This window comes from Kluyvera intermedia (assembly GCF_021440345.1).
Taxonomy (GTDB): Bacteria; Pseudomonadota; Gammaproteobacteria; order Enterobacterales; family Enterobacteriaceae; genus Kluyvera; species Kluyvera intermedia_A.
This window is the reverse complement of record NZ_JAKCNS010000072.1, coordinates 14,404-36,356: the sequence shown is the minus strand read 5'-3', so window position 1 is coordinate 36,356 and position 21,953 is coordinate 14,404. Positions and strand designations below refer to the sequence as shown.

The following is a 21,953-nucleotide window of genomic DNA, read 5'->3' as shown; positions in this document are numbered from 1 at the left end:
CCCTACAACGTTTTGTCGAGGACTGTATGGAAAAGATATCGTCTCAAAACAGGCTGGAATATTACAAAATAAGTTCTTTTATCTTTTTATACTTTTTTACCTGGTCTGCCAGTATTGGTTTATTTGCCATTTGGTTAGGGCAGAAAGCCGAATTGAGCGGGGCGGTGATTGGTACCGTATTTGCCGTTAACGGGATATTCTCGGTGATCCTCAAGCCAATATATGGCTATATCCTCGATAAAATCGGTATGAGTAAATATTTGCTCTATTTTGTGGTGGTGATGTCGGCCCTGATGGCACCGTTCTTTATTTATGTCTACCAGCCGCTGCTGCTGTCCCACACCATGGTGGGGATTGTGGTCGGGGCGATTTATCTGAGCTTTGCCTGGTACGCGGGCGTTGCCGCCTGTGAATCCTATGCCGACCGTTATAGCCGCCTTAATAGCATGGAGTTTGGTCAGATTCGTATGTGGGGCTCACTGGGTTGGGCCGTCGCATCTTCATTCTCCGGCCTGTTATTTAATATCTCACCGGCCTATAACTTCATTATGGGCAGCGTGGCATCGCTGGTGATGCTGGCCGTGCTGATGAGCCTGAAGGTGGATACGCAAAACAGTAATGCCGACGCGGTAATCTCGAAAGATAAAATTGTCCTGAAGGATGTTTTTGACCTGCTGAAAAGCGGCAAGTTCTGGGCCTTCTGTCTTTACGTGGCGGGCGTCGCATGGATGATGTTTGTCGCCGAGCAGCAGTTCTCGCGCTACTTCGTAACCTTCTTTAACGATGTGCATGAAGGTAACACGGTATTTGGTCTGCTGGGAACGGTACAGTCCGGTACTGAATTCGTCATGTATATCTTTATGCCGATGTTCGTGAACTATATCGGCGCAAAACGCGGTCTGCTGATTGTTGGTGCTTTAGTCGGCGCACGGTTGATTATTTCCGGAATGTGCGATTCTCACCTGCTTATTTCAGTGATTAAGCCGATGTACGGTCTGGAAATTTGCCTGCTGCTGGTATCGGTCTTTAAATATATTGCCGAGCATTTCGATAAGCGCGTCAACGCCACCATGTATTTACTGGGCTATCAGGCCATGCTGTATATCGGTAACGTGGTCGTTTCCTCGCCAGCTGGATTATTGTACGACCGTATTGGTTTTGAGAAGACCTATATGATTATGGGCGGCATTGCACTGTTCTTCACGCTTGTCTCCGCCTTCACTTTATCCGCTTGTAAACGCCAGAATCATCGCCAGCCAGCGCTGGATGTGGCTGAAAACGGTATTTCTAAATAAGCTCTACTGAATGAAGGAACCGAAAATGTTAAACCATATCACTCTGGAAAAACTGCGCGAATATCCGGGTGCCCCCGTTAATCTCCAGACGTTTAACGATGAGCTCTGCTCGGCACGTAGCCATGTCCTTAAGCTGATTAGCCGCCATTTAACGGATTTCGGTGATAAATTCCCAGCAGAAGCCTGCGTCAATGGCTACTACCCGTTAACGGAAAACGTGGAATGGACCACCAGTTTCTGGACCGGTCAGCTGTGGCTGGCATGGGAGATGACCGGGGATGAAAAATACCGTGCGCTGGCTGAGAAGCATGTCCGCTCGTTTGGTCTGCGCATCGCCGGGCGGCACGATACCAATACTCACGATTTGGGCTTCCTGTATACGCTCTCTTGCGTATCGGCGTGGCGTCTGACCGGCAATCGTGATGCGCGAGGGTTTTCGCTGCAGGCGGCGGAAGCACTGTTAGAACGTTTCCACCGCAAAGCCGAAATTATCCAGGCCTGGGGTGTGCTGAGCGATCCGGAGCAGGCGGGACGTATGATTATCGACTGCACCATGAACCTGCCGCTGCTCTACTGGGCGACCGAGCAAACCGGCGACCCGCGCTTTGCTGATGCGGCGCGGGCGCATGTCCGCCAGTCGGCGAAATACCTGGTGCGCGACGATGCGTCGACCTATCACACCTACTATATGGATGTGCAGACCGGTGCACCGCGCTTTGGCAAAACGCAGCAGGGCTACGCGGATGATTCGTGCTGGTCGCGTGGGCAGGCGTGGGGAATTTATGGCTTTATGCTGAGCTTTATCTACACCGGCGATAAGGAGTTGATTAGCCTGTCGAAAAAGCTGGCAAATTACTTCCTCAACCGTCTGCCGGAAGATGCTATTTGCCATTGGGATCTGGCGCTGGTGGGGACCGACGCGCTGCGCGATTCGTCATCTGCGGCGATTGCGGTCTGCGGCCTGTTGGAGCTGGTGAAATATCTGCCGACAACCGATCCCGATCGCGATCGCTATCAGCAGTGGGCGATGGGCATGATGTCATCGCTGTCTAAACACTATCTGGTGGGCGTGGACGAGCCGAGTACCGGCGTGCTGAAACATTCGGTTTATCATTTCGCCAGCGATAAAGGCGTGGATGAGTGCTGTAGCTGGGGGGATTACTTCTATGTAGAAGCGCTGGTGCGCATGACGCAGAGCTGGAAACTGTACTGGTAACGGCAGTTAATTACCCGGACGAGGTGCGTGAGCGCCGACTCCGGGTATGTCATATCACCGGGTCAACGTAATGCAACCCGGTTAATCACCGTATGAAACGAACGCTTAAACGCCCGGTTCCAGGATACGAATAGTGGTATCCAGCACGTCGCCTTTCACCGCTTCGCCCCAGGCTTTCATGTGCGGGGTTTGCAGGTGTGCTTCAAGGTGGGCAACGCTTTCCCACACTTCTACCATCACGATAGAGTCCGGTGCAGTCGTCTGGAAACTTACGCCAGCGGCGTTATCAACCAGCGGCGCGTAGCCGTGGCAACCGTCTTCTTTGAGAACGGTAGGGATAATTTTCGTAAACTGTTCCAGCACCGCCTGACGGTGGTGTTGGCCTGGACGAGTACGGATTTCAGCAATAACGGTCAACATGATTAACTCCTTCTAATTCCAGCCTACCAGTTAAGCAAAAATCTTCCCAAGATGCTCGCGGTATTCTGCAACATAACGTGGAACGTCCGGCATTTTGATAACGTCATTGGTGATGAAGGTTGGCAGCGCTTCCATTCCCAGGAACTGGTTAGCTTTGTGGAATGGCAGATATACACCGTCAACGCCCACGCCGTGGAAGAACTGTTCTTTATCGGTGAAGGCTTCCATCGGTGCGTTCCAGGTCAGGGACAGCATATAGGTTTTGCCCTGAATCAGACCGCCGGAGCCATATTTTTTGCTGGCGTCGGAACGGGTGCGGCCATCGCTGGCGTACAGAGAACCATGACCTTCGGTGAACACGTCATCGATGTATTTTTTCACGGTCCACGGTGCGCCCATCCACCAGCCTGGCATCTGCCAGATAACGGTATCGGCCCACAGGAAATTCTGCACTTCTGCTTTCACGTCGTAGTCGCCATCGGCACGAACGACTTTAACATCATGCCCGAGGTCGCGCAGATAGGTCTCCGCGACTTCAGTCAGGGTGTCGTTGAGTTGGCCGTTAGAGTGACCGAATTTTTTTGCGCCGTTGACGATCAGGATGTTGCTCATTATTTGTCCTCAGGAAATTGCGTTTGTCAGCAATGATACTCGGCTCCGTTAAGCGGTTAAATGTACAAAATGTGCAAAGTCTTTTGCTGAAATCGCAATAATATGATTACCAGTGAATTTCGACCTGAAAACCGCCGCCCGGTGCATTGCTAAAGTTGACCGACATCTGATGCAGTGCTGCAATGCGCTGCACAATCGATAACCCCAACCCACTGCCCGTTTCATCTTGCCCCGGGGGACGATAGAAGCGTTCGCCGATACGGGCTAACGCCTCTGGGCTAATACCCGGCCCGTTATCGCGGACGCTGAAACCGCTGCGCTCAAGCGTGACGTCGACCACGCTGCCTGCCGGGCTGTAGCGCACGGCGTTATCCAGCAGGTTGCGGACCAGCAGGCTAAGCAGCAGCGGCTGGGCGGTGCGGCTGACCCGCTGGGCGTGCAGATGCAGGCGGATCTCAATCCCGGATTTTTGCGCCGAGTGGTAGATATCCATCACCGAAGATTGCAGTAAATCGTCGAGATTCACCGTCTGCACGTCGGCTAACTGCTCCAGCGAGTCGAGGCGGGAGAGGGTAAGAAGCTGTTCTACCAGGCGGGTGGCGCGATCGATCCCGGCGTGCAGCTGTACGAGCGCTTTGCTTTGGCTTTCCGGGTCGTCCTGCGACATTTGCGCCACTTCCGCCTGTACCCGCAGCGCGGTCAGCGGGCTGCGTAGCTCGTGGGCGGCGTCTGAGGTAAAGCGACGCTCGCGGGTCATCATGTCCTGAGTGCGGCGGAACAGGTGATTCAGAGCATCCAGCAGCGGCCGGACTTCACTTGGCACGCCTTTAGTATCGAGCGGGTCGCTGGCGTCAGGATCGCGCTGACGCAGGGTTCGGGTCAGCTTTTTCAGCGGTGCCAGCTCGCGGCTCAATAATAAAATCAACAGTAAAAACATCACCGGCAGGGCAATCAGCCACGGCGTGAGCTGGCCGGTAATGATGTCGAGCGCCATCTCGCGGCGGTAGTCCCACTCCTGGCCGACCACGATGCGGTATTTTTTATCGGCGGTAGTGAGCCACAGAAAACGCCAGCGATCGTCATCATTGCTCAGCCGGCCGTCATCAAAGCCTTCCCGACGATAATGGTACGGAATATACGGCCCGTTCTCGCCATCATGAAGCACCATTTGACCGTCGACGGTATAGATAGCAAACGCCAGCGCATCGTCATCCAGATGCCCGTGTTTGACCTTCTTGGGCGCACGAATCCACTGGCGGGAGGTCGGCAGGTCGGCAAAGTCCATGGCGCTGATGCGTTTGGCAAACAGCATCTGCTGGGTATCGAACAGCTTGTCGAGTTTATTCGTGGTCTGCTCCCAGGCGATGGCGCTGGCAAAACACCATGCCACGGCGGCGAGGAGCATAAATAGCAGCGTTAGGCGAAAGCGTAAACTCAGGCGGCGGAGCAGATTCATTGTTCACCCAGGGTGTAGCCGATACCGTGGACGGTACGGATAAAATGGCTGCCGAGCTTGCGGCGTAGATGGTGGACGTGGACTTCAATGGCGTTGCTGGTGACTTCTTCATCCCAGCTATAGAGTTTCTCTTCAATCAGCTTACGCGGCAGTACGCGCCCGGCGTTACGCAGCAATAGCTCCAGTAGCGCAAACTCTTTCGGCTTTAGCGCCAGCGGTTCACCGTCGAGGGTGGCAACCAGTTTTCCCGGACTGAGTTCGACGCCGCCGTGGCGCAGCACGCTGCTGGTTTGCCCATGCGCCCGACGAATCAATGCTTCCAGCCGCGCCGCGACTTCAATCAGGGCGAAAGGTTTGCACAGGTAGTCGTCGGCACCAAGACGGAGTCCTTCCACGCGCTGGCTCAGGGCATCGCGTGCGGTCAGGATCAGCACCGGCTCGCGGTGGGATTTTTCGCGCCACTCGCGCAGAATATCCAGCCCGTCGATACCGGGAAGCGTCAGGTCGAGGATCACCGCATCATACGGCGCGCTGTAGAGTGCAATTTTGCCCTCTTCACCACGGGTAAACCAGTCGATGCTAAAGCCCATTTTGCCGAGCCCGGTTTTGATGCCGTCGCCAATCAGCTTGTCATCTTCTACTAATAGAATTCGCATTTGCCACTCCTTGCCTGCTGCCCTATAAGCCAAGTAAACCGCGCCTTTACGGCTGCTGTACAGCAATAAAAAATCTTTTTTTTCCTTAAGAAGTTGTTAAGAATTGGCATGTGTAATAGGCGTCAGAAACCAATAAGGGAGAACATATTATGAAGAAACTTGCTGCTATCGCCGCCATTCTGGCACTGGCCTCTGCACCGGCTTTCGCTGCTAATCAGGGCGGTTTTTCCGGCCCAACCAGCACCACCATTTCACAAGCCGGCGGTTTCGTCGGTCCAAACGGTACCGTCACCACGGCGGCAAATGCCAAATCGATGCGTGACGATACCTGGGTCACTCTGCGCGGGAACATTATCGAGCGCGTCTCCGACGATCTGTATATTTTCAAAGATTCGAGCGGCACTGTGAACGTCGATATCGACCATAAACGCTGGAACGGTCAGACCATCACGCCACAGGATTTGGTTGAAATTCAGGGTGAAGTGGACAAAGACTGGAACTCAGTCGAAATTGATGTGAAGCAGATCCGTAAAGTCAGCAACTAACGCCCGCTGCAGCTCCTTGCTTTCGACTGCATTGCGCAAGATCGGTCAGGATTGTTGCCGACCGGGAAGGCAAAGTAGGTCATCAGGAGGATGCTATGAACGATGCAATCACAACGGCGTACCGCGAGCGCTTCTCAATGGTGTGCGACTATATCGCCCGCCATCTGGATGAAGTGCTAACGCTTGAGAAACTCAGCGCGCTGGCCTGCTGTTCATCTTATCATTTCCATCGCCAGTTTCTGGCCTTCAGCGGCCAGCCGCTGTATCGCTATATTCAGTGGCTGCGCCTGCGCCGGGCTTCCTGGCGGCTGGCGTTTAATCCGCAGGATAAGGTTATCGATATTGCGCTTGATGCCGGGTTTCAGAGCCCTGAATCGTTCAGCCGCGCCTTCAGAACCGCGTTCGGTAAAAGCCCAAGCCAGTTCCGCCAACGGCCGGACTGGCTGGACTGGCACCAGCGCGTCCCGAAAATAGCCTCACAGGAGCCGCAAACGATGGAAGTGAATATTGTCGATTTCCCACACACTCAGGTGGCGATGCTGCAACACCGTGGTAGTCCGGAACTCGTTAACGACAGCGCCGCGACCTTTATCGCGTGGCGTAAAAGCACCGGCTTATCACCCGTGCGTGACAGCAAAACATTGGGTATCGCCTGGGACGATCCGGCCACTACCTCTGCTGAAGCCTTCCGCTTCGATATCTGCGGCAGCGTTTCGGCAGCTATCCCGGAGAATGATTTTGGTGTGATCAACGGTGAAATTGCCGGTGGACGCTATGCCGTTGGGCGGCACAACGGTTCGCTGGACAATATTTCCCAGACGGTGTGGGCGATGTTCCGCAACTGGCTACCGGGCAGCGGCGAGACCCTGCGCGATGCCCCGGTGTTTTTCCACTACCTCAATTTCATTAACGATGTGCCGGAGCACGAGCTAGAAACCGATATTTATTTGCCGCTGCGTTAACCATCCTGCAACCTCTCTCACGGGCTGTGACTCAGAACGTGAGATAGGGTATTATCTGCGGCAATATTGCCGTCCGTACGGTCAGCATGCAGATTGAGGATCCCCAGTTAATGAGCGATATGGCAGAGCGCCTTGCGCTACATGAATTCACGGAAAACGCCTACTTAAACTATTCCATGTACGTCATCATGGACAGGGCGTTGCCGTTTATCGGTGATGGCTTAAAGCCGGTACAGCGTCGCATCGTCTATGCGATGTCGGAGCTGGGGCTTAACGCCAGTGCCAAATTTAAAAAATCCGCCCGTACCGTGGGTGACGTATTGGGTAAGTACCATCCGCACGGCGATAGCGCCTGTTACGAAGCGATGGTGTTGATGGCGCAGCCGTTCTCTTACCGTTATCCGTTGGTTGACGGGCAGGGTAACTGGGGGGCGCCGGACGATCCGAAATCGTTCGCGGCAATGCGTTACACCGAATCCCGTTTGTCTAAGTACGCCGATCTGCTGTTAAGCGAACTGGGTCAAGGCACGGCTGATTGGGCGCCGAACTTCGATGGTACGATGCAGGAGCCGAAGATGCTGCCTGCGCGTCTGCCGAATATTCTGCTGAACGGTACCACCGGTATTGCCGTCGGTATGGCGACGGATATTCCGCCGCACAACCTGCGTGAAGTGGCCAAAGCGGCAATCACCTTAATTGAAAAACCGCAGACGACGCTCGATGAAGTGCTGGATATCGTGCAGGGGCCGGATTACCCGACGGAAGCGGAAATTATTACCCCTCGCTCGGAAATCCGCAAAATCTACCAGAACGGCCGCGGCTCCGTGCGCATGCGTGCGGTGTGGCATAAGGAAGACGGTGCGGTGGTGATTACCGCGCTGCCGCATCAGGTTTCCGGCGCAAAAGTGCTGGAGCAGATTGCAGCCCAGATGCGCAATAAAAAGCTGCCGATGGTTGATGACCTGCGCGATGAGTCTGACCACGAAAACCCGACGCGTCTGGTGATTGTGCCGCGCTCCAACCGCGTGGATATGGAGCCGGTGATGAATCACCTGTTCGTCACCACCGACCTGGAAAAAAGCTACCGTATCAACCTCAATATGATTGGCCTCGATGGGCGTCCGGCGGTGAAAAATCTGCTGGAGATCCTCACCGAATGGCTGGCATTCCGTCGTGATACCGTACGTCGTCGCCTGAATTACCGTCTGGAAAAAGTGCTTAAGCGCCTGCATATCCTCGAAGGTTTGCTGGTGGCGTTCCTCAACATTGATGAAGTGATTGAGATAATCCGTACGGAAGATGAACCGAAGCCTGCGCTGATGTCGCGCTTTGGTATCAGCGAAACCCAGGCGGAAGCCATTCTTGAGCTGAAACTGCGTCATCTCGCCAAGCTGGAAGAGGTGAAAATCCGCGGTGAGCAGGATGATTTGGCGAAAGAGCGCGATCAGCTGCAGGCCATCCTCGCGTCTGAGCGCAAGATGAGCAACCTGCTGAAGAAAGAGCTGCAGGCCGACTCCGACGCCTTTGGCGATGACCGTCGTTCTCCGCTGCGCGAGCGCGAAGAAGCGAAGGCCATGAGCGACCATGACATGCTGCCATCTGAACCGGTCACTATCGTTCTGTCGCAGATGGGCTGGGTGCGTAGCGCCAAAGGCCACGATATTGATGCGCAGGGGCTCAGCTATAAATCCGGCGATAGCTGGAAAGCCTCGGTGAAAGGTAAGAGCAATCAACCGGTGGTGTTTGTCGATACCACCGGGCGTAGCTACGCCATCGATCCGATTACGCTACCGTCCGCGCGCGGGCAGGGCGAACCGTTAACCGGTAAGCTGACGCTGCCGCCGGGTGCCACGGTTGAGCATATGCTGATGGAAAACGACGATCGGAAACTGCTGATGGCTTCCGATGCTGGCTACGGTTTCCTGTGTACCTTCAACGATTTGGTGGCTCGTAACCGTGCAGGTAAGACGCTGATTTCGCTGCCGGAAAATGCGCAAGTTATGCCGCCGCTGGTGGTGGAAGATGAGTCGGATATGCTGCTGGCTATTACCAGCGCAGGTCGTATGCTGATGTTCCCGCTAAGCGATCTGCCGCAGCTGTCGAAAGGGAAAGGCAACAAGATTATCAACATCCCGTCGGCGGAAGCGGCGAGCGGTGTTGATAGCCTGGCGCATCTCTACGTTCTGCCGCCGCAAAGTACGCTGACCTTCCACGTGGGCAAGCGTAAGATCAAACTGCGTCCGGAAGAGCTGCAGAAAGTCACCGGTGAGCGCGGTCGTCGCGGTACGCTGATGCGCGGTCTGCAGAAAATTGACCGCGTAGAGATTGATTCGCCGCAGCGCGCTTCGGCGGGCGACAGCGAAGAGTAATCTTATTCCCCCGTCGTCAGGCGGGGGACATGACGGAATACATAAAATCGTTGTTAATTCAGCCGTTGCGATTAACAATACCCTTTTGCAGGGGTCTGCAAGTAACAAAGCCTTGTCCGATCTATACACATCATCATTCAAGAGGCATCACGCAACGCGTTCGCGTTTTGTGCCGCGCTAGCGCGGGTCCCAAAGGGGCAAGTGGCTTGAAAGATAACGTGTTTATATGCCCCGTGAGTTGTCTGTGGTGCTGGTGCGTATTGCGCACGCCATCATTCAATCTGACGGGTATAATTCTAAGCGGTTCAGGGTTCAGAGGACGCTATGCTATTAATTTTACGTGTCATTATTGTTGTTATTTATTGCATCTTGGTATGCATCTTTGGCTGTATCTACTGCCTGTTCAGCCCGCGCAACCCAAAACATGTTTCCACTTTTGGTCGCATGTTTGGTCGTATGGCGCCAGTTTTTGGCTTAAAGGTCGAGACCCGCAAGCCTGCTGATGCTGAGAGCTATGGCAACGCCATCTATATCGCCAACCACCAGAATAACTACGATATGGTGACGGCCGCGAACATCGTGCAGCCGCCAACCGTAACCGTTGGTAAAAAGAGTCTGGTGTGGATCCCGTTCTTTGGTCAGATTTACTGGCTGACGGGCAACCTGCTCATCGACCGTAATAACCGTGCCGCTGCGCACAGCACTATTGCGGAAGTGGTGAATTCGTTTAATAAACGCAAAATCTCTTTCTGGATGTTCCCGGAAGGGACCCGCAGCCGCGGTCGCGGTCTGTTACCGTTTAAAACCGGCGCGTTTCATGCGGCGCTTGCGGCGGGCGTGCCGATTATTCCGGTCTGCGTTTCAAATACGTCGAACAAGATTAATCTCAACCGCTGGAATAACGGTTTAGTGATCGTGGAAATGCTGCCGCCAATCGATACCAGTGCGTGGAATAAAGACCAGGTGCGTGATTTGGCGAAACATTGTCGTGAAGTGATGAAGGCAAAAATTGACGAGCTGGATCGTGAAGTCGCTCAGCGTGAGTCTGCCGGTAAAGTGTAATATTGCATAGTGATGCGGGTTATCGCCCGCATCCTGTGTCGTTTTGCTGTTGGGAAATTGATTTCCCATTTTTGATTTGTCAGTTTTGATGGAGCTTATATGTCACTCAGTCGGCGTCAGTTTATTCAGGCTTCGGGCGTTGCGCTTTGTGCGGGCGCCGTGCCGCTGAGAGCGCAGGCCGCAGGAAAGCAACTCCCATTGCCGGTTCCACCGCTGTTGGAGTCCCGCCGCGGACACCCCCTTTTCTTAACGATGCAGCGTACGCATTGGTCCTTTGCTGAAGGCACCCGCGCGAACGTCTGGGGCATCAATGGCCGTTATCTTGGGCCGACGATCCGCGTCTGGAAAGGCGATGATGTTAAGCTCATCTACAGCAACCGACTGACTGAAAATGTTGCCATGACCGTTCGTGGCCTGCAGGTTCCTGGCCCGCTGATTGGCGGTGCCGCGCGTATGATGACGCCAAACGCCGACTGGGCTCCAGTGCTGCCGATTCGTCAGAACGCGGCAACCCTGTGGTATCAGGCCAATACGCCGAACCATACGGCGCAGCAGGTTTACAACGGCCTGGCGGGCATGTGGCTGGTGGAAGATGAAGTTAGTAAGTCCTTACCTTTCCCCAACCACTACGGTGTAGATGATTTCCCGGTCATCATCCAGGATAAACGTCTGGATAACTTTGGTACGCCGGTGTACGACGAACCGGGCAGCGGCGGCTTCGTTGGCGATACGCTGCTGGTGAATGGCGTACAGAGTCCTTATGTCGAAGTCTCACGCGGCTGGGTCCGTCTGCGTCTGCTCAACGCCTCCAACTCGCGTCGTTATTTACTGCAGATGAGCGACGGTCGCCCGTTGCACGTGATCTCCAGCGATCAGGGCTTCTTGCCCGCACCGGTTTCAGCCAAGCAGATTTCGCTGGCGCCGGGCGAGCGTCGGGAAATCCTGGTGGATATGACCAACGGCGATGAAGTGTCGATTACCTGCGGCGAGTCAGCCAGCATCATGGAACGTATCCGTGGTTTCTTTGAACCATCGAGCATTCTGATCTCCACGCTGGTACTTACCCTACGTCCTACGGGCCTGTTACCGTTAGTGACCGATAACTTACCGATGCGCATACTGCCGACGGACGTGCTTAGCGGTACCCCGATTCGTAGCCGCGATATTCTCTTGGGTGACGATCCGGGGATTAATGGTCAGCGCTGGGATCCACAACGTATTGATATCACGGCCCAACAAGGGACGTGGGAGCGCTGGACCGTTCGCGCCGATGCACCGCAGTCATTCCATATTGAAGGGGTGACGTTCCAGGTTCGTAACGTCAACGGTGCGACGCCAATGCCGGAAGACCGGGGCTGGAAAGACACCGTGTGGGTTGATGGTCAGGTGGAGCTGCTGGTGTATTACGCGCAGCCGTCATGGCCGCACTTCCCGTTCCAGTATTCCAGCCAGACGCTGGAACTGGCGGACCGTGGCTCAATTGGTCAAATTCTGGTTAACCCCGCGCCATAATTAAATAAAATCCCGGCGGCGGCGTTCATGGCCTGCCGGTAAATCGCCCCATATCGATGCCCCCGGCAGCGCGCCGCAACGCCGGGGTGATAACTTCGTTATTAATCCCACTTCATTCATAGGCCATTCGGGCTTATAATCCCCGGCCTTTGATTATTTTTTTACCATTTTTTTGGAAGCATAATGAGCGCTATCTCCCTGATCCAACCGGATCGCGACCTTTTCTCCTGGCCGCAGTACTGGGCCGCCTGCTTTGGGTCGGCTCCATTTTTGCCGATGTCACGTGAAGAGATGGATCAACTTGGCTGGGATAGCTGCGACATTATTCTGGTAACCGGCGACGCCTACGTAGACCACCCAAGCTTTGGGATGGCAATTTGTGGCCGTATGCTGGAAGCCCAGGGCTTCCGCGTGGGGATCATCGCTCAGCCGGACTGGAACAGCAAAGACGACTTTATGCGTCTGGGCAAACCAAACCTGTTCTTCGGCGTGACCGCTGGCAACATGGACTCGATGATTAACCGCTACACCGCAGACCGCAAGCTGCGCCATGACGATGCCTACACGGCGGGTAACGTCGCCGGGAAACGCCCGGACCGCGCGACGCTGGTGTATACCCAACGCTGTAAAGAAGCGTGGAAAGATGTGCCGGTCATTCTTGGCGGCATTGAAGCAAGCCTGCGCCGCACCGCGCATTACGACTACTGGTCCGATACCGTTCGCCGCTCGGTGCTGGTCGACTCGAAAGCCGATATGCTGATGTTCGGCAACGGCGAGCGCCCGCTGGTGGAAGTTGCGCACCGTCTGGCCGCCGGCGAGCCTATCGCCCAAATTCGCGATGTGCGTAACACTGCTATCATGGTGAAAGAAGCGCTGCCGGGCTGGAGCGGTGTTGACTCCACGCGCCTCGACACGCCGGGCAAAATCGACCCGATTCCGCATCCGTACGGTGAAGACCTGCCGTGCGCGGATAACAAAACCGTGGCACCGCCAAAGCAAGAAGCCAAGCGTGTTACCGTACAGCCGCCGCGACCGAAGCCGTGGGAAAAGACCTACGTTCTGCTGCCGTCCTTCGAGAAGGTAAAAGGCGACAAAGTTCTCTATGCGCACGCTTCGCGTATTCTGCATCATGAAACCAACCCGGGCTGCGCCCGTGCGCTGATGCAAAAACACGGCGAGCGCTATATCTGGGTTAACCCCCCGGCTATCCCGCTGTCGACCGAAGAGATGGACAGCGTATTCGCGCTGCCGTATCAGCGTATTCCGCATCCGTCATACGGCGACGCCCGTATCCCGGCGTACGATATGATTCGTTTCTCGATTAACATCATGCGCGGTTGCTTCGGCGGATGTTCGTTCTGTTCTATCACCGAGCACGAAGGACGTATTATTCAGAGCCGTTCGGAAGATTCGATTGTTAATGAAATCGAAGCGATTCGCGACACGGTTCCCGGTTTTACCGGGATTATCTCCGACCTCGGAGGCCCTACCGCCAACATGTATATGTTGCGCTGCAAGTCACCGCGCGCGGAGCAGACCTGTCGTCGCCTGTCGTGCGTGTATCCAGACATCTGCCCACATATGGATACCAACCACGAGCCGACGATCAATCTCTATCGCCGCGCTCGTGAGCTCAAAGGCATCAAGAAAATCCTCATCGCCTCCGGCGTTCGTTATGATATTGCGGTTGAAGATCCACGCTATATCAAAGAGCTGGCGACCCACCACGTGGGCGGCTACCTGAAGATAGCGCCGGAGCATACCGAAGAAGGGCCGCTGTCGAAGATGATGAAGCCGGGCATGGGCACCTATGACCGCTTTAAAGAGCTGTTTGATACCTACTCAAAACAGGCGGGTAAAGAACAGTATCTGATCCCGTACTTTATCTCCGCGCACCCGGGTACGCGTGATGAAGACATGGTGAATCTGGCGCTGTGGCTGAAGCAGCGTCGTTTCCGCCTCGATCAGGTGCAGAACTTCTATCCATCTCCGCTGGCCAACTCGACCACCATGTATTACACCGGCAAGAACCCGCTGGGCAAGATTGGCTATAAGAGTGAAGACGTGGTGATCCCGAAAGGTGACAAACAACGTCGTCTGCATAAAGCGTTGCTGCGCTATCACGATCCGGCTAACTGGCCGTTGATTCGTCAGGCGCTGGAAACGATGGGTAAAAAGCACCTGATCGGCAGCCGTCGAGACTGTCTGGTACCGGCGCCGACTATTGATGAAATGCGCGAAGCGCGTCGTCAAAACCGCAATACTCGTCCGGCGCTGACCAAGCACACGCCGGTGGCGCATCAACGCCAGACGCCTGCGGATAACAAAGGGAAAAAACGCCCTAAACCGGCATCGCGTTAAGCTGCTACAGGCCCCGGAGTTGGCGTTTGGCCGCTCCGGGGTGAATAAGAAATGCTCCGCCATAAACTGACGGAGCAGGAAGGATTACCCGCCGAACTGATCCGGGTCTGGGCCCAAACGCTTGTTCTGGTCCAGCTTGGTGATTGCACTCAATTCCTCTTTATCCAGACGGAAATCCCAAACGTTGAAGTTCTCGGTGATACGCGATGGCGTCACCGATTTCGGGATCACCACCAGACCGCTGTCCAGGTGCCAGCGAATGACGATCTGCGCCGGGGTTTTGCCGTATTTATCCGCCAACTGATGGATAATTTTCTGATCGAACACGCCTGCGCCGCCCTGAGCCAGCGGGCTCCAGGATTCGGTCTGGATTTTATGCATTGCATTCCAGGTATTGAGCTGGCGCTGCTGTAGCAGGGGATGAAGCTCAATCTGGTTAATCATCGGTGCGATACCGGTCTCATCAATCAGCCGTTGCAGGTGCGGAACCTGGAAGTTACAGACGCCGATGCTCTTCACCAGCCCCTGTTTTTGCAGCTCAATCAGTCCCTTCCAGGCCTCGACGTAATGGTCAATCGCCGGAACCGGCCAGTGGATCAGATACAGATCGAGATAGTCGAGCTGAAGGTGTTCCAGACTTTCCTGTAGCGCTTCTGCGGGCCGCTGATGGGCGTCATTCCAAAGCTTAGAGGTGATGAACAGATCTTCGCGAGGCACACCTGCGCTGCTGATAGCTTTACCGACTCCCGACTCGTTTTTGTACGCGGCGGCGGTATCAATAGACCGGTAGCCGACCTCGATAGCCTTATGGATCGCGGTGACGACCTCTTCGTTGCTAGCCTGCCAAACGCCCAGGCCCAACTGCGGCATTACATTGCCATCGTGCAGTTTAATCACGGTTGGATGTGTCATGCATTTCTCCTTTTTTACAGCTTATCAGGGCATGCCCTGGTAAGGTTTGTAGGATCAAGTCTGGTCTATAAACGCAAAAACGACAGCTAAAGTTGTCGTATTTCAAATTGCAGATGCGTTATCTGCGTTGAGTTTTCCCCGCCACGTTCTTACGTCGGTGGCGGGGAAAAGCGGCGTAGGCGCCGCGATTGATTGGGCGAAAATTAGCGTGCGGCTTCGTAAATACGACGGCTCACGTCCAGGGTAATATCCTGATTTTCTCCCAGTTTGGTCATGCCGTGCTCTTCAAGTTTTTTCAACAGCGCTGGGATGGAGCTACCGTCCAGACCGTAGTCGGAGAAGCGGGTTGGTACGCCCATCTGCTCGAAGAAGCTGCGGGTCGCGGCGATGGCGGCATCGATACGCACATCGTCAGAGCCTTCGGTAATGTTCCACACACGTTCGGCGTACTGCAGCAGTTTGGCGCGTTTGGTGTCGCGTTTTTCATTCCACAGGGATGGCAGAACGATAGCCAGCGTTTGCGCGTGATCCAGACCGTGCATGGCCGTCAGTTCATGACCCAGCATATGGGTCGCCCAGTCCTGCGGAACGCCCGCACCAATCAGACCGTTCAATGCCTGAGTGGCTGCCCACATGATGTTGGCACGCACGGCGTAGTTTTCTGGTTCTTTCAGCGCTTTCGGGCCGTCTTCAATGAGCGTCAGCAGAATACCTTCCGCGAAGCGATCCTGAATTTTACCGTCAACCGGGTAGGTGACGTACTGTTCTACGGTATGCACGAAGGCGTCAACGACGCCGTTAGCGACCTGGCGCGGTGGCAGAGTGTAGGTGTAAACCGGGTCGAGAATGGCGAACACCGGCTGCACGTGCGGCGACATAAAGGCACGTTTATCACCGGTCGTTTTACGTGATACGACGGCACCTTTGTTGGATTCAGAACCGGTTGCCGGCAGCGTCAGCACGGAGCCCATCGGGATCGCGCTGGTGACGTTGCTGCCGTAGGTTTCCAGAATTTCCCAAGGATCGACGTTGATATCGTAGTGGGCTGCTGCCGCGATAAATTTAGTGCCATCCAGCACCGAACCGCCGCCAACCGCCAGCAGGAAAGTCACTTTCTGCTCACGGGCAATTTTCACCGCGTTCATCAGCGTTTCGTAGGATGGGTTTGGCTCGATACCGCCGAATTCCATTACGTCGAGGCCTTTCAGCGCATCCAGAACCTGATCCAGAACGCCGGTTTTTTTCACGCTACCGCCGCCGTAGGTCACCAGAACGCGAGCGTCTGCGGGGATCTGAGCGCGCAGATTTTCAATTGCGCCTTTACCGAACAGAATGCGGGTCGGGGTGTGAAGATCGAAATTAAACATTGCTCGTTCCCTTCTTTATGGGTGGAAAAACAGGGCGGCGAAGGTCGCTGCCGAATGACATCATTGTGGTCTTCACCGACAAAGCGCTCAATGCACATTTCTGCGATTGTCTTGCCCATTTCTCCATAAGGCTGGAGAAATGCATCAATCATGTCCACAATGATTGCGTCGGAAAAGGTACCTGGAGCGTTCGTTGATGAACCGTGAAGAGATCTGTGCGCTGCTGACAGAAAAGACTAAGCAGCTGAAAAGTAAAGAACAAAGCTTAAGGGCCGTACTGCCTGATATTCAACTGATCTACGGCACTCAGCCAAGCGGCCGCACGCCGGTGATGTACCGGCCGGGCATCGTGTTTCTCTTTTCCGGTTATAAAATCGGTTACATCAACGAGCGCACCTTTCGTTACGATGCCAACGAATATCTGTTGCTCACCGTACCTTTACCCTTCGAATGTGAAACTTTTGCGACCGAAGAGGCACCGCTGGCGGGATTTCGCCTCGACGTCGATGTTTTACAGCTGCAGGAGCTGCTGATGGACATTGGCGAGGATGCGCTGTTTCGCCCGGCGATGGCGGAAAGCGGAATTAACTCCGCCACCTTGTCGGATGAAATCCTCTGCGCCGCAGAACGCCTGCTGGACGTGATGGAGCGACCGTTGGATGCGCGTATCCTGGGGAAACAGATTATCCGCGAAATGCTTTACCACGTGCTGTTGGGGCCGCGCGGCGGTGCGCTGATGGCGCTGGTTAGCCGCCAGACTCACTTCAGCCAGATTAGCCGGGTGCTCAAACGTATTGAGAGTCAGTACACCGAAACCCTGAGCGTGGACCAACTGGCGGCGGAGGCGAATATGAGCCTGTCCGCGTTCCATCATAACTTTAAGTCGGTCACCAGCACCTCACCGCTGCAGTACCTGAAAGCCTATCGCCTGCATAAAGCCAGAATGATGATGGTACATGATGGTCTGAAGGCCAGCGCGGCGGCAATGCAGGTGGGATACGAGAGCGCGTCGCAGTTTAGCCGGGAGTTTAAGCGTTATTTCGGCATCACGCCGGGAGAGGATGCGGCGCGTTTGCGCGGAATGTAAAAACAGAAAACCCGGCAAATACCTAACACTGTTCACTTAAGCAAAGCGATTAGGGGAAACGCCGGGATTTGGTTCCCGGAGGGACGCCAAACCCGGCGGTCGCCCCGGGTATCTCAATCTTAAACTAACGATGTTAGGTATTTGCCGGGTTTCAGATAATTCACAAGATGCGCGCGATAAAAGCGCGCAGGTGAATACGCCAATCAGGCGTCGCAGTACTTCTTCTTAATCACCACAATGACCGTACCCAAAAGGCCGGCAACCAGCAGGAATATTGGCAGAATCATCAGGAAGGTCATGACCTGATCTTCATGGCGTTTAACGAAGGGGATCATGCTCAGGGCATAGCCGAGGCTAGTCACCACGCCAACCCAAAGCAGCGCGCTCAGCCAGTTAAACAGCTGGAAGCGGCGATTTGGCAAACCGGAAATACCCGCCATTGTTGGCAGCAGGGTACGCACAAACGCCAGGAAGCGCCCGGCCAGCAGGGCCAGCAGACCGTGGCGGTCAAACATGCAGGTTGCACGTTGATGATATTTATCCGGCAGCTGCGACAGCCAGCCTTTCACCACGCGAGTGTTGCCAAGCCAGCGACCTTGAATGTAGCTCAGCCAACAGCCAAGGCTTGCAGCGGTGGTGAGGATCACAAGAGTCGGGACGTAGCCCATCACGCCCTTAGCAATGAGCGCCCCCGCCAATAGCAGCAGGCTATCACCGGGTAAGAATGAGGCAGGAAGCAGGCCATTTTCCAGAAACAGAGTGGCAAACATGACCAGGTAAACGATCCCCACGACGTGCGGATTCGCCAGAGCAGCAAAATCGTGCTGCCAAAGCGCGGCGACAATCTCTTGAATAACGACCATGAACATTCCTGTGGAACAGCGTTTTCACACATTGTACGCCCGAATGATTAAGAACACCTTGATCGCATACGCAACAAATGAAGCGGCGTTGTTCTGATTTTCTGACAACAACGCGTAATTTGTTTACGCCCGATGTGGGTGTATCGATTCGGGAGACGACTGCTCTCAACATCGTTGAGGCGCCACTCGGAGCGCCCAAAAAATAAGTTAACCTGCCCGACCCCTTACGCCGCCGGGCAGTGGCTATGTTACACGATGCGGGAAAATCCTGCCGCTAAATCCTCAATCAGATCGTCAATGTTTTCTAAACCGATATGGACGCGAATTAACGTGCCGCTGAAATCGATTTTACCGTCAGGGCGAATGCTGGCAAGTTCCTCCGGCTGGTTCGCCAGAATCAACGACTCAAAACCGCCCCACGAGTACGCCATGCTGAATAGCGAGAAGTTATCGAGGTAGGTTGCCAGTTCGTCCGGGGTCAGATGCTTTTTCAGCACGAAGGAGAACAGGCCGCTGCTGCCGGTAAAATCACGCTTCCAGAATTCATGGCCTTTACTACCTGGCAACGCGGGGTGGTTGACGCGCTCGACCTGCGGTTGCTGCGCCAGCCATTCGGCGATTTTCAGGCTACTTTCATGGTGCTGACGTAAACGCACGCCTAACGTACGCAGGCCGCGGCTGGTCATATAGGCGGTATCGGCGTCGAGCATTTGGCCCATCAGATAGGCGTTCTCGCGCAGCTGCGGCCAGCAGCGTTCGTTAGAGACCGCCGTGCCGACCATCGCGTCAGAGTGGCCAATCAGGTATTTGGTGCCCGCCTGAATGGAAATATCGATACCGAAATCCAGCGCTTTAAACAAAATACCGGCGGCCCAGGTGTTATCGATCATGATGATGGCGTCAGGCGCAACGCGACGAACGGCGGCAACAATGGCCGGGACGTCGTGGACTTCCATGGTGATGGAGCCCGGAGATTCAAGGAACACCACTTTGGTATTGGGCTGAATCAGCGTGGCAATCTCTTCGCCAATCAGCGGATCGAACCAGCTGGTGGTGACGCCGAGCTTGGCCAGAATTTTAGTGCAGAAGTCCTGGCTTGGCTCATAGGCGGTGTTGGTCATCAGCACGTGATCGCCCTGTTCGACGAACGCCAGAATGGTATTGGCGACAGCCGCCGCACCGCACGGGAAAAGGGCGCAGCCCGCGCCGCCTTCCAGTTCGCACATTGCTTCCTGCAATGAGAAGTGGGTCAGCGTTCCGCGACGCCCGTAAAACAACTCGCCGTTGGCGCGGTTATGGGTCGCGTGTTTCTTGGCGGCTACCGTTTCAAAGACCAGCGAAGAAGCCCGCTGAATCACGCTATTGACCGAACCCTGGGTATATTTTTTGCTGCGTCCGGCGTTAACCAGCGCGGTATCGAGGTGCTTCTCTGCCATGTCTGTCATACCTGTTTTTATACGTCTGGACGTCTAAACTATCACGATTGTCAGCTGGGTATAGCGTTTCCTGCGCATACAGCAGAAAATTTTGCCTTATCCGCCGGAGAAAACTTTTTTACTGCGTAAGCGCAAGGAAAATAAGTGTGATTTAGGTCAATATGCAAATACTAATGAGAACTACTATCAATTCGACGTTTTTTTGATATTATTGTGCTCAGATTTTGTGATTTATGTCCTGGAGATACACAGTGGGTAATAATTTGATGCAGGCGGATCTCTCCGTTTGGGGTATGTATCATCATGCCGACATCGTGGTTAAAGTGGTCATGATCGGCCTGATTTTGGCATCCGTCGTCACCTGGGCCATCTTCTTCAGCAAGGGTGCAGAGCTTCTCTCCCATAAGCGCCGCCTCAAGCGCGAACAAAAACTGTTAGGGGACGTTCGTTCTCTTAACCAGGCGAGTGAAGTGGCAACGGCATTTGATGCCCGCAGCCTCAGCAGCCAATTAATCAACGAAGCGCAGAACGAGCTGGAGCTCTCTGCGGGTTCGGAAGATAACGAAGGCATTAAAGAGCGTACCGGTTTCCGTCTTGAGCGTCGCGTGGCGGCGGTTGGACGTCACATGGGCCGTGGTAATGGCTTCCTCGCGACCATCGGTGCAATCTCCCCGTTCGTCGGTCTGTTTGGTACCGTATGGGGCATCATGAACAGCTTCATCGGTATTGCCCAGACGCAAACCACCAACCTGGCGGTCGTGGCCCCGGGTATTGCAGAAGCGCTGCTGGCGACCGCGATTGGTCTGTTCGCTGCGATCCCTGCGGTGGTTATCTATAACGTCTTCGCACGTCTTATCGGCGGTTTTAAAGCGAGTCTCAGCGACGTTGCAGCGCAGGTGCTGCTGCTGCAGAGCCGTGACCTGGATCTCAGCGCCAGCGGCGTGCATCCGGTTCGTACCGCCCAGAAATTACGAGTAGGTTAATGCCCCATGGCAATGCGTCTTAATGAAAATCTGGACGATACCGGCGAAATGCATGACATCAACGTAACGCCGTTTATCGACGTTATGTTGGTACTGCTGATTATCTTCATGGTGGCGGCACCGCTGGCAACCGTTGATGTTAAAGTCAACCTGCCGGCTTCTTCAAGCCAGCCACAGCCGCGTCCGGAAAAACCGATTTATCTGTCGGTGAAAGCGGATAAATCCATGTTCCTCGGCAATGACCCCATTACCGAAGACAACATGGTTTCCGCACTGGAAACGCTGACGGAAGGTAAGAAAGATACCACCGTCTTCTTCCGTGCTGATAAGACGGTCGATTACGAAACGATGATGAAGGTGATGGACACCCTACATCAGGCAGGCTATCTGAAGATTGGCCTGGTCGGCGAAGAGACCGTCGCCAAAAAATAATCATCCCGAATGGCGCACTCTGCGCCATTCGTTTTTATGCTCTCCTGCCGCGCTGAATATTTCCCTTAAGTCCTATTTTGAATCTCTAAATACAATCAAAAATTAAGTGTTATTTAGTACGATTTAATTCGCGGAATATAGTATTAACCTTTCTGCGATTAATTCTGAATGCTAACAATAATATAAGCACCCGCATCGGTTCAGGCATTAGCATGCCGGGGAACCGTAGCCGGGTGTTTCAGCATTTAGCCCGGTGTAAAGTCACAAAAATGAAAGCTGTATGATAAATGATCAAGATGTGTGACAGCTTCCGCAGTTGCTATAAAACGTAATACCAGTACGAAAAAAGACAATAGGATTGTTTTTTTCATCCTCCTACATTGAAGCCTCTTCAATTAAAGGGGATT

18 protein-coding genes and 1 pseudogene are annotated in these 21,953 nt (G+C 54.4%); 11 read left to right on the top strand and 8 right to left on the bottom strand.

Features of this window, described 5'->3' with window-relative positions:
* Nucleotides 1–26 precede the first annotated feature (26 nt).
* Together LZ634_RS18045 and LZ634_RS18040 are read left to right on the top strand one after the other, a co-directional pair.
* A complete protein-coding gene (locus LZ634_RS18045; RefSeq protein ID WP_234507666.1) occupies nt 27–1,295 on the top strand; it encodes an oligosaccharide MFS transporter in 1,269 nt (422 codons plus the stop codon).
* Nucleotides 1,296–1,320: 25 nt separating this feature from the next.
* Nucleotides 1,321–2,511 (top strand): glycoside hydrolase family 88 protein, encoded by a 1,191-nt coding sequence (locus tag LZ634_RS18040; RefSeq protein ID WP_234507663.1) that lies wholly within the window; start codon nt 1,321–1,323, stop codon nt 2,509–2,511.
* Between the two features lie 105 nt (nt 2,512–2,616).
* On the opposite strand, the gene LZ634_RS18035 is transcribed toward LZ634_RS18040, so the two are convergent.
* From LZ634_RS18035 to qseB, 4 genes are all read right to left on the bottom strand, one after another.
* Nucleotides 2,617–2,931, bottom strand: a complete 315-nt coding sequence (locus LZ634_RS18035; protein WP_234507661.1) for a putative quinol monooxygenase — start codon at nt 2,929–2,931, stop codon at nt 2,617–2,619.
* Nucleotides 2,932–2,961: 30 nt separating this feature from the next.
* Nucleotides 2,962–3,543 carry an NAD(P)H-dependent oxidoreductase gene (locus LZ634_RS18030; protein WP_234507658.1) on the bottom strand — a complete coding sequence of 194 codons (582 nt, stop codon included), beginning with the start codon at nt 3,541–3,543 and terminating at the stop codon, nt 2,962–2,964.
* A 106-nt stretch (nt 3,544–3,649) separates the two neighbouring features.
* Nucleotides 3,650–4,999, bottom strand: a complete 1,350-nt coding sequence (gene qseC / locus LZ634_RS18025; RefSeq protein ID WP_234507656.1) for a quorum sensing histidine kinase QseC — start codon at nt 4,997–4,999, stop codon at nt 3,650–3,652.
* Nucleotides 4,996–5,655, bottom strand: a complete 660-nt coding sequence (gene qseB, locus LZ634_RS18020) for a quorum sensing response regulator transcription factor QseB (protein WP_234507655.1) — start codon at nt 5,653–5,655, stop codon at nt 4,996–4,998. Before qseB ends, qseC begins: the two co-directional genes overlap by 4 nt.
* A gap of 149 nt (nt 5,656–5,804) precedes the next feature.
* Between qseB and LZ634_RS18015 the strand changes: the two genes are divergently transcribed.
* From LZ634_RS18015 to LZ634_RS17990, 6 genes and pseudogenes are all read left to right on the top strand, one after another.
* Entirely contained in the window at nt 5,805–6,200 is a 396-nt protein-coding gene (locus LZ634_RS18015; protein ID WP_234507653.1) for a YgiW/YdeI family stress tolerance OB fold protein, read from the top strand.
* A gap of 95 nt (nt 6,201–6,295) precedes the next feature.
* On the top strand, nt 6,296–7,162 hold the full coding sequence (locus LZ634_RS18010; RefSeq protein WP_234507651.1) for an AraC family transcriptional regulator: 867 nt from the start codon (nt 6,296–6,298) through the stop codon (nt 7,160–7,162).
* A 110-nt stretch (nt 7,163–7,272) separates the two neighbouring features.
* A complete protein-coding gene (gene parC / locus LZ634_RS18005) occupies nt 7,273–9,531 on the top strand; it encodes a DNA topoisomerase IV subunit A (protein ID WP_234507649.1) in 2,259 nt (752 codons plus the stop codon).
* Nucleotides 9,532–9,855: 324 nt separating this feature from the next.
* A complete protein-coding gene (gene plsC / locus LZ634_RS18000; RefSeq protein ID WP_234507647.1) occupies nt 9,856–10,593 on the top strand; it encodes a 1-acylglycerol-3-phosphate O-acyltransferase in 738 nt (245 codons plus the stop codon).
* Nucleotides 10,594–10,692: 99 nt separating this feature from the next.
* The gene (gene ftsP / locus LZ634_RS17995; RefSeq protein ID WP_234507645.1) at nt 10,693–12,105 is read left to right on the top strand and encodes a cell division protein FtsP; all 1,413 of its coding nucleotides are present in this window, start codon (nt 10,693–10,695) and stop codon (nt 12,103–12,105) included.
* Nucleotides 12,106–12,230: 125 nt separating this feature from the next.
* A pseudogene (locus LZ634_RS17990) lies at nt 12,231–14,466 on the top strand (YgiQ family radical SAM protein).
* A gap of 84 nt (nt 14,467–14,550) precedes the next feature.
* Here the strand turns inward: LZ634_RS17990 and dkgA are convergent.
* Nucleotides 14,551–15,378, bottom strand: coding sequence for a 2,5-didehydrogluconate reductase DkgA (gene dkgA / locus LZ634_RS17985; RefSeq protein ID WP_234507643.1), 828 nt, complete (start codon nt 15,376–15,378; stop codon nt 14,551–14,553).
* 203 nt (nt 15,379–15,581) lie between these two features.
* Nucleotides 15,582–16,745 carry an alcohol dehydrogenase gene (gene yqhD, locus LZ634_RS17980; protein ID WP_234507641.1) on the bottom strand — a complete coding sequence of 388 codons (1,164 nt, stop codon included), beginning with the start codon at nt 16,743–16,745 and terminating at the stop codon, nt 15,582–15,584.
* A 196-nt stretch (nt 16,746–16,941) separates the two neighbouring features.
* Here yqhD and LZ634_RS17975 point away from each other — a divergent pair, with 196 nt between their 5' ends.
* Nucleotides 16,942–17,832, top strand: a complete 891-nt coding sequence (locus tag LZ634_RS17975) for an AraC family transcriptional regulator (protein WP_234507639.1) — start codon at nt 16,942–16,944, stop codon at nt 17,830–17,832.
* Nucleotides 17,833–18,035: 203 nt separating this feature from the next.
* Here LZ634_RS17975 and yghB read toward each other — a convergent pair whose 3' ends face one another.
* Together yghB and metC are read right to left on the bottom strand one after the other, a co-directional pair.
* Complete coding sequence (yghB, locus tag LZ634_RS17970) at nt 18,036–18,695, bottom strand: DedA family general envelope maintenance protein YghB (protein WP_052281891.1); 660 nt, start codon at nt 18,693–18,695, stop codon at nt 18,036–18,038.
* Between the two features lie 248 nt (nt 18,696–18,943).
* On the bottom strand, nt 18,944–20,131 hold the full coding sequence (metC, locus tag LZ634_RS17965; protein ID WP_234507637.1) for a cystathionine beta-lyase: 1,188 nt from the start codon (nt 20,129–20,131) through the stop codon (nt 18,944–18,946).
* Nucleotides 20,132–20,382: 251 nt separating this feature from the next.
* Here metC and exbB point away from each other — a divergent pair, with 251 nt between their 5' ends.
* Together exbB and exbD are read left to right on the top strand one after the other, a co-directional pair.
* Nucleotides 20,383–21,114, top strand: a complete 732-nt coding sequence (exbB, locus tag LZ634_RS17960; RefSeq protein WP_234507635.1) for a tol-pal system-associated acyl-CoA thioesterase — start codon at nt 20,383–20,385, stop codon at nt 21,112–21,114.
* A 6-nt stretch (nt 21,115–21,120) separates the two neighbouring features.
* Nucleotides 21,121–21,546, top strand: a complete 426-nt coding sequence (exbD, locus tag LZ634_RS17955; RefSeq protein WP_234507633.1) for a TonB system transport protein ExbD — start codon at nt 21,121–21,123, stop codon at nt 21,544–21,546.
* Nucleotides 21,547–21,953: the final 407 nt, after the last annotated feature.